This window comes from Alteribacillus persepolensis (genome assembly GCF_900099605.1).
Classification (GTDB): Bacteria; Bacillota; Bacilli; order Bacillales; family Marinococcaceae; genus Alteribacillus; species Alteribacillus persepolensis.
Window position 1 is genome coordinate 1 of record NZ_FNDK01000028.1, and the last position, 16,379, is coordinate 16,379.

13 protein-coding genes, 1 tRNA gene and 1 pseudogene are annotated in these 16,379 nt (G+C 40.0%); 3 read left to right on the forward strand and 12 right to left on the reverse strand.

Annotated elements, in window-relative coordinates:
- Positions 1-448: 448 nt before the first annotated feature.
- From BLT18_RS15615 to BLT18_RS15640, 6 genes and pseudogenes are all read right to left on the reverse strand, one after another.
- Positions 449-1,225, reverse strand: coding sequence for an enoyl-CoA hydratase/isomerase family protein (locus tag BLT18_RS15615; protein ID WP_091276091.1), 777 nt, complete (start codon positions 1,223-1,225; stop codon positions 449-451).
- Between the two features lie 49 nt (positions 1,226-1,274).
- Positions 1,275-4,550: a fused isobutyryl-CoA mutase/GTPase IcmF gene (gene icmF, locus BLT18_RS15620; RefSeq protein ID WP_091276093.1), complete on the reverse strand. Its 3,276-nt coding sequence runs from the start codon at positions 4,548-4,550 to the stop codon at positions 1,275-1,277.
- A 37-nt stretch (positions 4,551-4,587) separates the two neighbouring features.
- Positions 4,588-5,721 carry an acyl-CoA dehydrogenase gene (locus tag BLT18_RS15625; protein WP_091276096.1) on the reverse strand — a complete coding sequence of 378 codons (1,134 nt, stop codon included), beginning with the start codon at positions 5,719-5,721 and terminating at the stop codon, positions 4,588-4,590.
- Positions 5,722-5,818: 97 nt separating this feature from the next.
- The gene (locus tag BLT18_RS15630) at positions 5,819-6,403 is read right to left on the reverse strand and encodes a TetR/AcrR family transcriptional regulator (protein ID WP_091276098.1); all 585 of its coding nucleotides are present in this window, start codon (positions 6,401-6,403) and stop codon (positions 5,819-5,821) included.
- A gap of 460 nt (positions 6,404-6,863) precedes the next feature.
- Positions 6,864-7,160, reverse strand: a pseudogene (locus BLT18_RS15635) (SgcJ/EcaC family oxidoreductase); the annotation flags it as partial.
- A gap of 188 nt (positions 7,161-7,348) precedes the next feature.
- Positions 7,349-7,732, reverse strand: a complete 384-nt coding sequence (locus BLT18_RS15640; protein WP_091276107.1) for a VOC family protein — start codon at positions 7,730-7,732, stop codon at positions 7,349-7,351.
- Positions 7,733-8,180: 448 nt separating this feature from the next.
- Here BLT18_RS15640 and BLT18_RS15645 point away from each other — a divergent pair, with 448 nt between their 5' ends.
- Positions 8,181-8,582: a hypothetical protein gene (locus BLT18_RS15645; protein WP_091276109.1), complete on the forward strand. Its 402-nt coding sequence runs from the start codon at positions 8,181-8,183 to the stop codon at positions 8,580-8,582.
- Positions 8,583-8,716: 134 nt separating this feature from the next.
- Here the strand turns inward: BLT18_RS15645 and BLT18_RS15650 are convergent.
- The 3 genes from BLT18_RS15650 to BLT18_RS15660 form a co-directional block, all read right to left on the reverse strand.
- A tRNA-Val gene (locus tag BLT18_RS15650) sits at positions 8,717-8,792 on the reverse strand.
- A gap of 109 nt (positions 8,793-8,901) precedes the next feature.
- Positions 8,902-10,743 (reverse strand): DUF2075 domain-containing protein, encoded by a 1,842-nt coding sequence (locus BLT18_RS15655; protein WP_091276112.1) that lies wholly within the window; start codon positions 10,741-10,743, stop codon positions 8,902-8,904.
- A gap of 190 nt (positions 10,744-10,933) precedes the next feature.
- Positions 10,934-11,380 carry an Lrp/AsnC family transcriptional regulator gene (locus BLT18_RS15660; protein ID WP_091276114.1) on the reverse strand — a complete coding sequence of 149 codons (447 nt, stop codon included), beginning with the start codon at positions 11,378-11,380 and terminating at the stop codon, positions 10,934-10,936.
- Positions 11,381-11,498: 118 nt separating this feature from the next.
- On the opposite strand from BLT18_RS15660, the gene BLT18_RS15665 reads away from it, so the two are divergent.
- Complete coding sequence (locus BLT18_RS15665) at positions 11,499-12,062, forward strand: cysteine hydrolase family protein (protein WP_091276115.1); 564 nt, start codon at positions 11,499-11,501, stop codon at positions 12,060-12,062.
- A gap of 220 nt (positions 12,063-12,282) precedes the next feature.
- On the opposite strand, the gene BLT18_RS15670 is transcribed toward BLT18_RS15665, so the two are convergent.
- The gene (locus BLT18_RS15670) at positions 12,283-12,714 is read right to left on the reverse strand and encodes a hypothetical protein (protein WP_091276118.1); all 432 of its coding nucleotides are present in this window, start codon (positions 12,712-12,714) and stop codon (positions 12,283-12,285) included.
- A 335-nt stretch (positions 12,715-13,049) separates the two neighbouring features.
- Between BLT18_RS15670 and BLT18_RS15675 the strand changes: the two genes are divergently transcribed.
- On the forward strand, positions 13,050-13,808 hold the full coding sequence (locus BLT18_RS15675) for an SDR family NAD(P)-dependent oxidoreductase (RefSeq protein ID WP_091276121.1): 759 nt from the start codon (positions 13,050-13,052) through the stop codon (positions 13,806-13,808).
- A 622-nt stretch (positions 13,809-14,430) separates the two neighbouring features.
- Here the strand turns inward: BLT18_RS15675 and BLT18_RS15680 are convergent.
- Positions 14,431-15,069: an HD domain-containing protein gene (locus tag BLT18_RS15680; RefSeq protein ID WP_091276164.1), complete on the reverse strand. Its 639-nt coding sequence runs from the start codon at positions 15,067-15,069 to the stop codon at positions 14,431-14,433.
- A gap of 114 nt (positions 15,070-15,183) precedes the next feature.
- Entirely contained in the window at positions 15,184-16,107 is a 924-nt protein-coding gene (locus BLT18_RS15685) for a LysR family transcriptional regulator (protein WP_281242370.1), read from the reverse strand.
- Positions 16,108-16,379: the final 272 nt, after the last annotated feature.

A 16,379-nucleotide genomic window follows, 5' to 3' on the forward strand; every position in this document is an offset into this window, starting at 1 on the left:
GGCAGCAAGCTGCCTGTGGGGTCTTCAGCTCAAGCTTATCCCGCAGGAGTCGCCGCCTTACGCTACAATCGAAATAATGTTCGCTTTTGATAATCATAAAAGCACTTATGAAATTGATTCTCAATAGTTACATTTACTCTATACGATATTTTTAAATTTAAAATACTGATAACATTTCATTACTTTTCAAGTAATTCATAATATTTGAACACAAAAGCTGGATTAGTTAATTAAAAACATTGAACCTTTAAAGAGTTTGTAAACTGAATTCAAAAATTTTTTATACTAGAAAAACAAGACGTTGGGATAACATCCTGTCACATCCCGTTCATTTCATTTTAAAAGTTTTTCCTTCACCTTTTTACTTCATAGATGGTTGGGAAAAGAAAACATATATCTGTTGACTTTTGTTTTTCAATTGTTTTATTAATCTTATTATCAACAATATTCAATTTCCTTTAAATGCTGGGTTCCGTTTATCCAGAAAAGCTGCAACACCTTCTAAGTGGTCCTCGGTGTTAAGAAGCAAAGACTGCGTGATAGTTTCTTGCAGCAAAGCAGAATCCACCGAAAGGTCTTCTGCACTGTTCAATAGTTTTTTTTCATACATTCTGCTTAACGGAGAACCTTCCATAATACATTGTGAAAATTCTTCTGCTTCTTTTACAACATCATCGTCGCTCAAACGATTAATCAGCCCTTTGCTGTGAAGTTCTTCTGCAGAAAGAGCACGTCCGGATGCTATCCACTCTTTAGCGAGCGGCAGAGGAACGCGTTCTGTCAACAACTTCGTCAGACCTAAATCAGGAATCAGCCCTATATTGGTAAAACTGCTAATAAATTTGGCGGTTCGGTCAGCCACGATAAAGTCACTAGCAAGTGCAAGACTGAAACCCGCCCCTGCTGCATAACCATGAACAGCAGCTATTACATATTTATTTAAATCAACAATCGCTTTTGTAAAACGAGCGGCGTTTTTCATCCAAGCCGCTATGTCCCCTGCCCCATTCAAGCCACGGATGTCGGCAATATCCCCGCCTGCACAAAATGCCGGTCCTTCCCCAGTTATAATAATGGCCTTCACCTCAGGATGTAGGTCGAGTTCCTGCAATGCATGAATAGATTGTTCCACTAGCTCCGCTGATAAAGCATTGCGTTTATCCGGCCGATTTAATTGCATATATCCTATTTGCTTGCTAACTTTTGTCTTAACTACACTTTCCATGGCTTTCGCTCCTATCTTTGAAAGAATTTAAACAAACCGATAAAGGCGGTTACATGTTTCGGCGGTACTGCCCGCCAACTTCATATAAAGCATTTGTTATTTGTCCAAGAGAGGCTACTTTCACACATTCCATCAGTTCTTCAAATATATTACCGTTTTGAAGGGCGACTTGTTTTAGGCGTTTCAGTGCACCTGGACATTCTTCTTTGTTTTTCTCCCAGAAATCATGCAGATGTTGAATCTGAGTTTCTTTTTCTTCCTTCGTCGAACGTGCCATTTCAATTTCATACGCGTTTTCATCTTTATTGGGGTTCATAAACGTATTCACTCCGACAATCGGTAACTCTCCAGAATGCTTTTTATGTTCGTAATACATGGACTCTTCCTGAATTTTCCCTCGTTGATACTGGGTTTCCATGGCACCTAAAACCCCGCCGCGGTCATGAATACGTTGAAATTCAGATAGCACTGCTTCTTCTACAAGATCAGTCAGTTCTTCAATAATAAAGGACCCTTGTAATGGATTTTCATTTTTTGCCAAACCCAATTCTTTATTGATAATCATTTGGATAGCCATCGCCCGGCGTACAGAATTTTCTGTCGGTGTCGTAATCGCTTCATCATAAGCATTAGTGTGCAGCGAGTTACAATTATCATAGATGGCAATTAAGGCTTGAAGAGTAGTGCGAATATCATTAAAATCCATTTCCTGGGCGTGAAGCGACCGTCCTGATGTTTGGATATGGTATTTGAGCTTCTGGCTTCGTTCGTTTCCACCATATTTATGTTTCATCACTGTAGCCCAAATTCTGCGTGCTACACGTCCCATAACTGTGTATTCAGGGTCTAAGCCATTACTGAAAAAGAAAGACAGGTTTGATGCAAATTCATCTATGTGCATGCCGCGGCTTAAATAGTACTCAACAAATGTAAATCCATTCGCGAGTGTAAAGGCTAACTGAGAAATTGGATTCGCTCCAGCTTCTGCAATATGATAGCCACTAATGCTAACCGAATAATAGTTTCGCACGTTATGGTCTATAAAATATTGTTGTACATCCCCCATCAACTTAAGGGAAAATTCCGTAGAGAAAATGCAGGTGTTTTGTCCCTGGTCTTCTTTTAAAATATCTGCTTGGACCGTTCCACGTACGGTTTGAAGCGTCCATTCTTTGATATCCTCATATTCTTTCTCACTTGGCTGTCTTCGGTTGTCTTCCACAAACTTTTGCACTTGCTGATCAATAGCTGTGTTCATGAACATGGCTAAAATAATAGGTGCCGGTCCATTTATGGTCATGGATACACTCGTGGACGGAGCGCACAAATCAAAGCCTTCATACAGCTTTTTCATGTCATCCAATGTACAGATATTCACTCCGCTGTTTCCAATCTTCCCGTAAATATCCGGTCGATAGTCGGGGTCCTGGCCATATAGAGTCACACTATCGAAAGCAGTAGAAAGCCGTTTTGCCTCGCTTTCCTGACATAAATAATGGAAACGCCGATTCGTCCTCTCCGGTGTTCCTTCTCCAGCAAACTGACGCTTAGGATCTTCATTGGTTCGTTTAAATGGAAATACTCCCGCTGTAAATGGGAAGTAACCCGGAAGGTTTTCTTTCATGCGCCACCGCAGGATTTCTCCATGATCTTCAAACTTCGGAACACTAACACGCGGAATTTTACTGCCGGATAATGATTCTGTATACAGGTCCGTTATCATTTCTTTACCGCGCACCTTGGTTACCAGCTGATCTTGCTGATAAGATTCACGAATGTCCGACCATTCTTCAATCATCTTCTTGGATTCCGGATGAATTTTTTCATCGTAGTGTGCAATCATCTTATCCAGGTGAGTAACGAAATCCTCGATTTCTTCCTCCCCCATCCCATGCTCCTTGTGCTCTTTAATTAAGGCTTTTGTTCCTTCCATTTGAAATCGTTTCCGAACAAATTCGACTTGCTTTTCTAAAAATTCTCTATATTGGTAAATAGTTTGGACTATTTCACCTAAGTAAGCAGTTCGATCAGGCGGTATAACTGTGCTTTGCTTTACCACTGGCTGGATGTCTGTACTATAGTTTGTCGGCCAGCTGCTTCCTGTTTTTTCTTCCACTGTTTTCATTAAATTAGCGAAGAGAACATTCGTCCCGAGATCATTAAACTGACTGGCAATGGTTCCGAATACAGGCAATTTTTCAGCTGGAGCCTCAAACATATGCCGGCTGCGTTGATATTGCTTCCGCACATCACGCAATGCATCATCCGATCCCCGTTTTTCAAACTTGTTAATAACAACCAGATCCGCAAAATCAATCATATCAATCTTCTCAAGCTGTGTGGTGGCCCCAAACTCGCTTGTCATCACATACATGGAAAGATCACAAAGATCGACAATCTCCGAATCTCCTTGTCCAATCCCGCTTGTTTCGACAATAACAAAATCATAGCCAGCTGCCTTGACCACTTGAACAGCATCATTTAAAGCATGACTTATTTCAGTCTTTGATCCACGAGTAGCCAAGCTTCGCATATATACTCGAGGATTGTTGATCGCATTCATTCGAATGCGATCTCCAAGCAAGGCTCCCCCTGTTTTCATTTTAGAAGGATCGACCGAGATAATGGCAATAGATTTGTCAGGAAACTGTTCTAAATAGCGACGTACCAATTCATCAGTTAAAGAGCTTTTTCCAGCACCGCCTGTCCCTGTTATTCCCAAAACGGGTGCATCGGGTACTTCTTCTTGCCATTCCTGTAATGCGCCAGCAATCGAATCTCCCGTTTCACCCCGTCCTTGATTTTCCTCTGCAAATGTGATTAATTTAGCAATCGAATCCCAATGTTTGTCTTTTAATCTTTCTATTTCCTGTTCAATTTGCTTCGGTGTTGGAAAATCGGTTTCTTGAATCATATGATTGATCATGCCTTGTAAGCCAAGCTCACGCCCATCATCTGGAGAAAAAACGCTAGCAATACCATAATCCATCAATTCTTTGATTTCATTTGGAACAATAACGCCTCCTCCCCCCGCAAAAATACGGATATGGCCAGCCCCTTTTTCCTGAAGCAAATCATACATATATTTCAAATATTCCACATGTCCTCCTTGATAGGAACTGATAGCAATCCCTTGAACGTCTTCCTGAATGGCAGCATTCACTACTTCATCTACAGAGCGGTTGTGTCCAAGGTGAATTACCTCAACCCCAGAGGACTGGAGAATACGGCGCATAATATTAATAGAGGCGTCATGACCATCAAATAATGCCGCTGCTGTAACAAAACGAACATTGTGTGTTGGTTTCACAATTTGTGTTTCCATAGCTTATCACCTTTCATCAAACAATTTGTTAACCCTTTTATAGATATCCTGCGATAACGAGTCTTTGTATCTCTTGCGTTCCCTCATATATTTGTGTGATTTTTGCGTCACGCATGAATCGTTCAACCGGATAGTCTTTGGTATAACCATACCCGCCAAATACTTGAACCGCTTCTGTCGTCACTTTCATTGCTGTATCTCCAGCTTGTAATTTAGCCATCGCAGATGCCTGTCCATACGGCAGTCCATTCGATTCCAGCCAGGCTGCCTGATAGGTTAATAGACGAGAAGCTTCGATTGCGGCGGCCATATCCGCCAACTTAAACGAGATACCTTGATTTGCAGCAATTGACTTTCCAAATTGTTTTCGTTCTTTTGCATACCAGACAGCTGCATCCATTGCTCCCTGAGCGATTCCAAGAGCTTGGGCTGCAATACCATTGCGTCCTCCATCCAATGTTTTCATTGCTATCTTAAAACCGTCTCCCTCTTGTCCAAGTACATTTTCTTTTGGCACCCGGCAATCTTCAAATACAATTTCTGTGGTAGGGGATGAACGTATTCCCATTTTCTTTTCTTTTTTACCGATGGAAAAACCCGGAAAGTTTTTTTCAATAATAAATGCCGTTATACCATGCTTTTTGGACGAAGGGTCTGTTAGTGCAAATACAACATATGTATCCGCGACACCACCATTTGTGATAAAGATTTTTGAACCGTTTAGAATGTATTCATCTCCGTCTAACTGGGCTGTTGTTTTCATATTACCAGCGTCTGAGCCCGAACCAGATTCTGTTAGTCCATAGGCACCGATTCGTTCCCCCTTTGCCATCGGTTTTAAATATTTTTGTTTTTGTTCTTCAGTGCCAAATGTAAAAATCGGCCATCCTGCAAGCGAAATATGGGCAGATAAAGTGACACCAATGGATGCGCATACACGTGATAACTCTTCTACTGCTATACAATACGCAACATAGTCACTGCCAATCCCCCCGTATTCTTCCGGCCAAGGGATACCTGTGAAACCGAGCTCCGCCATTTTATGAAAAATATCCATATCAAAACGCTCTTCTTCATCGCGTTCTTCCGCAGTTGGAGCTACTTCCTTTTCAGAAAAAGTCCGAACCATTTTTCGAATCATTTCATGTTCTTCCGTCATTTGAAAATTCATCGTATATCCCCCAAGTCCTGTTACTTTTCCACGTTTTATTCATGTTCCTTATTAAACCTTCTCCCACGACCACAAGAGTATTTAGTATAGTAGAAATTTAGGTTAGCATTTTTAGTAAATACTCCGCATAAACCTTCGAAATATCGTCTATACCCTTTTCTCCTCCAGGTATATACCACTGCTGAATCCAATTCATCGACCCTAGTATAATCATCCGAGCCATTTTTTTCTCTTTAACCACAAATTCACCGCTTTGCACGCCTTCTTGAATGATTTTGTCAAATACTCCAGCATAATCATCACGTTGTTTAAGGACCTTAGAAATATGCTTCTCAGAAAATGTCATTTCTGGTTTAATAATCAAGTTAAAGGTTTCCTTTTCTGTGATTGCTACTTCAATATGAAATCGAATTGCTTTTCTCATTTTTTCAATAGATGAAATGTTTTCTCTGTATATACTTTCTAATTTCTCCTCCGCTTCCGATAACACGAGAACGTGACATTGATAAAGCAGCTCTTCTTTGTTTTTAAAATAATAATAGAGAGCCCCTTTTGTCATTAATAACTCCGCAGCAATATCCTCCATCGTCGCCCCGTCATATCCACGTCTCGAAATAATCTTGGAAGCAGAACGTAATATTTCTTCTTTTTTCTTTGCTGCCTTCTTTTCTCTTAGTTTCATACCATCTCACCCAGCCTATTTTCATCTGTCTTTCACTTTTTTATCAAATTGTCATTATATTTGTTCGCAATATTTAAATTTATACTCTATGTTTAAATTTATTCTATACGTTTTTTTTTGAAATTTCAAGTATGTTTATTAAATATTCAGAATTTTAACTCATAAAATAACCTGCTATCAAAACTGCTTCACTATCCCCCATTACAATCTAACCAACAAGAAAAGACCTACACTGACACGAACTGATTTTTTATCGTTTCCTTTCTCATGACATGTTCTCTTTCACCACTTCCAGTTTGCTCCATTAAACAAATAAATTGGTAACTTATCCACTGCAGCAAACTTATCCTAATTAACATGCCCCTTTATTTCTAGAGTTTTTTTAGTTCGCTAGTCATTTGATTCACTCATTCAGGCTTTTCATGCAACTATGCCGAGGTGTTTTGAATAACTTCATGCGTCATTTCCTGTCCATTGTTAAAACGATAAACGTATGATGTGGGTGCACTTTAGGATTAATGTCTGCTGGTTGCGTTGGTATCATTCCAGCTATTGCTTGTGACGTAACTATATCAGAACTTAGAAAATGTACACATTCAACCTTACTAATACATGGAGCAGTGGCATGATCTTCAAAGACTGCTTTAAGATGATTAAATATTTCTGTGCTTCCAATATATTGACTCCCGGCAAACCCAAAGCTTTCTCTATCTTCGGCAAATACGTCTGCCATTCCACAGCCACTACGACTATTCCATGCGTGTAAAAGGTAATGGTAATACTAAACTGATGAAACTTCAATTTCTTTTATCCAAAATCATGCATTCCTGCAAATTAGCTGTTATTATAAAAATCTACTTATACAGATTTTTGACCCATTTCTTTACTAAATGCTGTGGTGATGCGATTAAATATCTGCTTCATTCTTTCTATTTCGACATAAACCTACTTCTGTGCTATCTGAATCAGATTGCCGCATGTATCATCGAATACAGCTATTGTGACTTCGCCCATTTTTGTCGGCTCCATCGTAAACGTCACGCCTTTTTCCATTAACCGTTGATATTCTTGCTGAACATCTGCCACACCAAACATTGTTGCTGGAATGCCATCGTTAAATATCTTCGTTTGATACTCCTTTGCAGCTGGATGATGATTCGGTTCAAGCACTAGCTCGGTGCCTTCCTGCTCCTCGGGAGAAACAACGGTAATCCATCTGAATTCTCCCATAGGAATGTCCTCCTTTTTTACAAATCCAAGTGTTTCTGTATAAAACGCCAGCGCCTCGTCTTGATCTTCTACAAAAAGACTGGTCACAATAATTTTCATAAGGCTTGTACCTCCCGTGATATTTTCCATATATGGTGCTCTGGGAACAACTTTGGTTCCGATTCATCATAGGTCTTGTTTTGAATATATCATAACACGTCAAAAAGAGAAGCATTTATCATTTTCCGTGATCCTACCCTTTCGTTGAGCAGGCTACATAGGAGCATATCAAATAAAAATGTCCTCTTCTGCCATAACTCCATGTTTTAATGGTGTATACGGCACTTCAGCCATGTATCGTTTGTCAGTATGTTTATTATATAAAAAGTATAAATTTAGAATTTAGTGAAGGTAAGAACAAGTATTTATGCACACAACCTGAAAACCACCTTGTTTCGTAATCGGGGTATATAACGGCATTGTTTTTTTTATGGAGTTAAGAGTCATAGTAAACATTATCTTTCATAACATCATAAGAAAGAATATTAACAAAACGCAGGGGGATACAGTGAATAAAGTAACCACCACTACTATCGCGGTATTCATTTCATTAGCATTCATGCTGGGCTGCTCTCAAGGTAGTCAGCTTGAAACACAGCCTACATTGAACCATGTTTCTGTTAATAAGCACCCACACGCAGGAAAAGAACCATTAAAAAAATCAACAGAAATAGACAGGAATGCGTTTGAAGGAATAGTGGAGGAGAAAAGGCTTTTTAGTGCTTTTTATCAAATCTTAGTACATCCCGGACATTCAACAGGGCCAACTTATTTTAATGTGGGCAAAAAAACATATGACCAAATAGATGCCGGGATGAAGGTATTGGTTTTTGAAGTACCAGACGGAGTAGTTCACTTTTCCAACCCACCTATACGATACGCTGAAGAGGTCAAAATTTTATCAGAATAAATGCTCTCATTGTACTAACAAATAGAGCGCTAAGCTGCTTAAAATCTTGGACTTTCCTTGAAAACATGAGTTACTGATACTACTATGGAACAACAAAAACCCCTCTACAACAAGGGGTTCAGCATTCATATGTATGGTGTCCCGTACTGGGCTCGAACCAGTGACCTCCACCCTGTCAAGGTGGCGCTCTCCCAACTGAGCTAACGGAACGTGTTGTATGGTATATAGTTGGTGAAGACATCTATTATTATAACGAGTAATGACGTATTAAGCAAGATGAATTTTCATCTTTTTTCATGCAGGCGGATAGGGAGTCCGCCTACATGTGTCTTTTGATATATCTTTGCAACCCCTCATCACAGCAATACACATAACAGCCTTTCATGCCTCTTGTCAGGAGCGTCTTGTACGTGTTTCGAACGAGATCATACAGCGGGTCGCGTTCGTCTTTTTTTGGTTTGCGCGGCCGGGCGCCTCGGTCATAGAACTCTTCTCTGCGAACGATAATGGAGTCTGTTTCCTCATCGTATCCTAAATCTTTTCCAATAATGACCCCGATGTAATCCATTTCAAGTCCTTGAACGGTATGAATGCAGCCAACTTGATTTTCACACTCTGGATGAATAGCCCAATCAATCCGATTCGGGTCGTTCCAGGGCATCGCAAATTGATGGTCTTTAATCACGACATCTTTTTCTAACTCGTTGTTTTTTCTGTTCTTTGTCCATGGCCAAGCATATCCAGCGACTAACCGGCCGTTTCTTTTATCTACGATTTCTTCTTTCAATACATGGGGGCTATCGACGATTTGAAAATCAAAGTCTCCTTTAAGCCCAATATCGCTTTTTTCAAAGTCTAACAGCTTATCTATCCAGGCGATGTAATTGCCAGAACCAGAACAGCGAAATTGGGACTCTAGCTCCACTGTGTGAACATCAGCACCAGCTTTTTCTGCTTCTTGTTTTACCATGTCATAGCTGCCGACATCTTTTTTTGATACGACTTGTGTGTCGTCCACAAAAAAGACGCTGAGGTTTGCGGAGCGAATAATGTGGGTGGCTTGATTTTCGTCTTCGATTTTCTTTTGCATGTGGCCAAACTGTTTCAGCCGGTGGGCTTCATCACAAAGAAGCACATCAAATTGATTTTCCGGTGTCGTCACGTAGCTGGCTGATCCTTTAAACAAATCTCTCACTTCGGTACGGCAGCTTGAGCCAATCAGCTTTTTACGCAGCACTTCGCGGAAGGCCTGATTCGGTGTAATGTATTCCATGTTGGCGCCTGCTTCTAACATGTGACGCATCACATGTAAACCGATGACCGACTTGCCTGTTCCGGGTCCGCCTTTAATCAGTATCATTTGTTTTGTATCCGTTTTTTGCTTCAATGCATTGTAGAGAGCAATCACTTTTTCATAAGCGACTTTTTGTTCATCTAAAAGGACAAATTCATCGCTTCCATCTAACAGTGTCCCAACTGTTTCGACAAGCTTTTTCGACGGTCGAATCTTGCCTGTTTCAATTTTTTCAGCAATATCTTTTCCGTTACCGCTGCTTACGTGATGTTTTACCTTAGAGGTTAACTCGCGGTCATCAAAGCGAAAATAAAGCGGTGATTCTGCCAAATAATGACGGTAGCGTTCATTCATCAGCGGTTCTTCTTTACCCATAATATAATTATGTAAATAATCGCAGGAATGCATATGGATAGTGGTGCTGTGATAGAGTGATTCGTTGAAGTGTTGTAAGTAACGCCGATAAGACGTCGCTTGGTATGACGGGTGAACTGTTTCGCGCACTCTTCCGCCTAAAAACGTTGATACGACGCCGTCCCCTTCTGCGAGCTCTGCTTTTTGCCACTGTTTTAATTCAATAATCAATACGTTTTCTTTGCCGCTTTCATCACAGCCCGCAATAAGAAAATCAATTCTCTTTTCGGTCGATGGCAGCTTATACTCTAGCAGCACATCAGCATCACTGCTTAGGTTGGCATCACGAATAATGCGTGCCATTTCCGGGAGCGAGTGTTCCCAGGAGCGAATCTCTCTGTCTGATACGACCTTGTTCGTTTTTTGAAGCATATTTTCTTTTAACACATAGCCGATTTTGTTTTCGTACACATGATTGAGAAAGTCATGAGAGCGTTCATTGTAAATAATCATGGCCACATCTCCTGTATTTTTAAACTTCTCCCTATGTATATCGGACATTTCGCTTCTCTCTTTTACTGTATCACAGCTTGAGAGAAAAGAAGGATGCTGACGGAATTGACGAACACTTTTCCTTGTCCCAAAAACCCATCCTTTTTCGTTACAGTAAAATATTGTACAACCTTTTTTTGATACATAACATTTATTGTAATGCGGCAGTTAACGGATCATATTTTTTTATCTCTTGTATGGATAGATTTAAACTATAATTCCCATGCTCGAGAAGTTGATTCAGAAAATTATTCAATTGATCTTGAGATTTAACTTTTATTTTCACATGGTAACAGCCTTCTCCAGATACTCGGTGACCTTCCACTACCTCCTTTCGTTCTTGAACAAAACGAATAAACGCATCATGGTCTGCTGTTTTCATATAAATCGTGACAAATGCCGTAAAGATCAGTCCTAATTTCATTTCATCTACTATTAGAGAGTAGGCTTTTATTACACCATGATCCTCAAGTTTTTTAATACGATTCCCTACTGCCTGCCCCGTCATATGAATTTGTTTTCCTAAGTCTTTCCATTGAACACGTGAATTTTCTGTCAGCAGCCGGAGGATTTGAAAATCAATGTTATCAAGTTCCATTATAAACCCCTTTCACCGTGAAATGATTTCGCATAAAAGTGTTTCATCAAGGTATCGATAAAAATCAAAATATTATGTACCATTCTATTATAGTAAATTTTTTAGTGAGGTGGAAAAAATGAGCACAGCGTTAATCATTGTAGATATTCAAAATGACTATTTTCCAAACGGGAAGATGGAATTAAGCAATCCTGAAAAAGCAGCTGCTAATGCAAGTGATGTTCTCAAATGGTTTAGACAGAATAACAGCGATCATATTTTTCATGTCAAGCATATCGCAAGTGATCCAGGATTAGGATTCTTCCTCCCAGATACAGAGGGAGCCGAAATACATGAAGCTGTTTCACCATTAGAACACGAAAGCATTATTACAAAACATGCACCTAACAGTTTTTTAAATACTGAATTAGAAAGCAGATTAAAAGATAAAGGAGTCACCAAGGTAGTGGTCGCAGGGATGATGACACATATGTGTATTGATGCCACAGTCAGAGCTGCAGTGGATCTAGGCTTTGAAACTACACTTATTGAAGATGCTTGTGCAACAACAGACTTGTCCTACCAAGGTAAGACCGTTCCAGCTGAACAGGTTCATTATGCATTTGTCGGTGCACTTAACGGAATGTATGCCAATGTGGTTTCAACCGAAGATTTCCTTCAGCAAGAAGCGAACACGAACTAAAAGATCCACTAATTAAATATAATAGGGAGATTGTTTTCGAAAACAATCCCCCTTATTTTCTAATATGTAAATAATAATAAGGACAATGAATTAAATCGTATGCCCAAACAATGCCTTCACCGCCCCCCCCCCCTAAAAACCGAAAAGCAAATACAGCCAGCGTATCTTCTGCTAAAAGAAATGATTATTCTTTCCTTGCCTTCAGCTTAACAGCATCTCCTCACTTCTCGTTTTGCTTTTTATTGACAAGCTCTATCACTTCATCCACCTCTGATGTTTGAAGCGTAACGCCTGATTCATCTAATACGATGTAAGCTGGAAATTCTTCCACTTCAAGAAGCTCCGCCTCTTCAGAGTTCAAGGCATTTGTCTTGAGGGTTATCTCATTTAAGTGATCCAGCTTCAATTTGTCATGCAGCTTTTTGTATTCCTCCCGTTGTCTAACACCTTCGCGGACTTGTTCCGAATCCAGAGAGCTGTCATAGAACTCGGCAAGCACGAAAAGGTTGTATTGCCTGTCATCCTCCGCATTTGGTTTTACTTCCCGAAGCAGTTTTAATGTCTCCGCTTCTTCTTCTGTCGTCGTTTTTTCTGACTCACACCCCGCTATCGACATACATGCCGCGAATACAAAAATCATGAGAAATCTCATTGAACCAGTCCTCCTGCAGCTTGCCGCCCTCTTTTTCCCCTTTACTGTTACATTATTTCAAACAGCTGTGATACGTACAATTAAAATATTTCAGAACCTAATTCTAATGTGGAAGGTTGTTTGTGATTTATTTCTTTACATGATTTTATGCATTTCCAACTGTATCTTGTTCGTGAAAGAAAAATGACGCCATGATAACATTAGTTACCAATACTTGAATCGTCTTTTCTGACATTAGCTGGTATGACGAAAAAAAAGCCTTTCATACATTTTGTTTTTAATTTCAATGAAACGGGTACATTAAAAAGTAGAAACATGTCACTACAAGGAGATTGATGAACATGAGACTCCAAGATCAAGTTGCAATTATTACAGGAGCTGCAGGAGGAATTGGAAAAGAAACAGCAAAACGGTTCCTGCAAGAAGGTGCAAAAGTCGTTTTAGTTGATGTATCCCAGGAAGCTCTAGATCATGTTAAAGCGGAACTCGACTCATTCGGTGAAGTGATGACCATCCAAGCAGACGTTTCCGCGGAAGCAGATGTTGAAAACTATGTAAACAAAGCTGTTGAAACATACGGAAAAATTGACGTTTTCTTTAACAATGCTGGAATTGAAGGAGAAGTCGCTCCAATTACCGAGCAAAGTGTTGATAACTTAAATAACGTTCTTTCCGTGAACGTTCGCGGCGTATTTCTAGGATTAAAACATGTTCTAAACGTGATGAACAAACAAGGTTATGGCAGTGTAATCAACTCTTCATCGGTTGCCGGGTTAGACGGCAGTCCAAACGTCTCCCCATACATCGCTTCCAAACATGCAGTTGCCGGATTAACGAAAGCTGCAGCAATCGAATCAGCATCCAAAACCGTTCGCGTAAACTCTATTCATCCATCCCCAGTCAACACCAGGATGATGCGCTCCTTGGAAGAAGGCTTAGAAACCAATGAAGAACAACTCGCAAACACTATTCCTCTAGGTCGTTACGGAGAATCGGCAGACATCGCAAACCTGGTACTTTTTCTTGCTTCTGATGAAAGTAAATTTATCACCGGCGCCCAGTATCGTGTAGACGGCGGCATGGGTGCGTTATAATTTTGATTCATGGTGATTCGCTTTTCCCCTCCATTTTCCTTCGAGTAAAAAATTATATGTAACGTTTTCTTGTATCATTATCGATTCGGAACAGATTTTCTAATGAAAAACATAAAAATTATTCCACAGTCGCATCCGACTGTGGAATAATTATATGGACGGCCCATGAGTAAACATCATATGGAATGGTCTCACGTGCCTTTTTAGCATATCTAAATAAGGCTAGAACACATTTAAAACAGATTTCGCACAAACCAAACAATAAGAATGAAAGTATATTCTAAGCGCCGTCAACATGCGGCAACTCCTTCGGGACATCGGCTAAGACCAGACACAGCGTATGGCCAACGCCGACACTAGCACGTCCTGTGCGTTGAAGCACGAGCCGAAGTCCTGCTTGGTAAAGGATTTTTTTTACCAAATTAACTGAAGTCATGCCCGCGGATCGCACAGGGTGTTGACGGAGCAACGATAGGATTTGCTGTTCTAAACAAATAATTCAAATTGATTTTAATAAACTGTTCGGATTATTCTATGGCTCTATACTTTTTCGCCCAGCCTCCATCAGACTTTTTATCAAGGGTTACACTTTCTCCCCCGTTACGTTGTCATTGCTGCTTTCTTACTCTGACCACGGTGAATGTAAAATGCACTGGCAGAAATTTTTATTTTTATATTCCGGTCTAAAATGTGTAATAACATCTTCTTTCATATTGCCAAAGGTCGTTTCTGGTTTATGCTTAAATCCTTCATAAAAAGCTGGGATGATTTCCTTTTTGAAATTGTTTCGCGGGAACACTTTTATAATCTCCTCACGCAAATCATCAGGGAACTGCTCAAACCCATCTCCCATCACATCCAAGCCAACACCAGAAAAGAGCAATGCCACTTCGGACTCTTTGTGTTCAGCAACGCCTGGTGTTGTATGCAGCGCAATTGCGTCCCAAACAAGCCGAATCGACTCATCTGGAATTTGATAGTGCTGTAAAAAACTTCTGGCTGCATTCGCACCGTCTACTTCAAATCGTAAATCGGGACTGCTGAATTCTTTCGTTAAGCCTAAATCATGGAACAATGCACTTACATACAGCAGCTCCAAGTCATATTTCTGCTTTGCCTGTAATCCATTGACGGCACCAAATAAAAACACACGGTTGGAATGATTCCACAACAAGTCATTCCCATGTTCGCGTAAAATATCCGCTGCATCCTTTGCCAAAGTAGAATCTGGAATTTTAATACCTGCTACTTCTTGTACCATCATATACACTCCCTTTGTGATGTCATATTCACATTTTCCTGACCTTGTTTTTATCGTATAAGGGATTGCATCATTCAGCAATAAATTCATTTCTATGATCTTCATAGAAAAAATCTATAATAGAGAGTTTTGTATAGAAGTGATTGCCTCTTTTTCTGTATGAAATCGCAGCCTTTCCATCTCCTCTGCTAATAACTGAATGAATTTGCGCGCTGCATAATTTACAAAACAATCCTTTTTCATCAAAAGATACACCGTTCTAGTCAGAGACGGCTGCTCAATATGCTGGAAAAACAAATCCCCCGTGTCGTAAAATTCATATAATGTACGTGAGACAACACTGCGGCCGACACCATTTCGAACGAGGTTCAAAATCGATTCAATACTGGATGTTTCAATGACAGGTTCTAATTGTCTGCCATACGCACTGCTTGTTTTATCAAGTATTCTTCGGCATTGATGCATACGAGGAAATAATATCAGCGGACTGTCTAACACTTTCGAAAACGAAATCTTCTGCTCTTCATTTCTTTGATTACTGATCAGGTAAAACTCTTCTTCATACAATTTCGTCATCTGCAGCCTGTCATTACGGTGGAACGTAAACCCAATGCCAAAATCAGCTTGATCTTCTAAAACAGACTTTTCCACTTGGTCCGTCGTTTGAATAAGTACTTTAATATTCGGATATAATTGGTTGAATTTAATACACAAGGTAGAGACCAGATCGGTTATTTCTCCCGGCAATACAGCAATTTTCAATTCCCCGAATTCTACATTCGTCCATGCTGCAATGTGAGAAGATATATTTTGCAAAGAACGTTGAATATTCAATGCTTCTTGTTGAACAATTTCTCCAGCTTTCGTCAGCTCAATTTTTTTGCCAATACGGTTAAACAGAGCGTGGCCTATCTCTTGTTCCAGCACTTTAATTTGATGGCTCAACGTTGGCTGGGAAATACCTAATTTTTCAGCTGCTCTTGTAAAATGCATTTCCTTGCTGACCATTAAAAAATATTCTAAATGTCGTAATTCGATATCCTTGCACTCCCTTCCAAAACGCTTTGTCTATTTGGTGTTGTATTTGTTATCTGTCGGTGCATGCTCGTCTATAGGATATTCTGTTTTTTACGTTCCTTCATCGCAAGCAATTATTCTATCATTTGGCTCATGCATGAAAGAACAGCCTTTTATCATTTATCATACATCTCCTCTTTTGGTCCTGCCATTCACACGCATCTCTGAAAAACGTTTCAAGAAGGGAGCAGTTTTTCCCTAGTCCGTCATAAAAAAACGCATGAGCGCTTCTA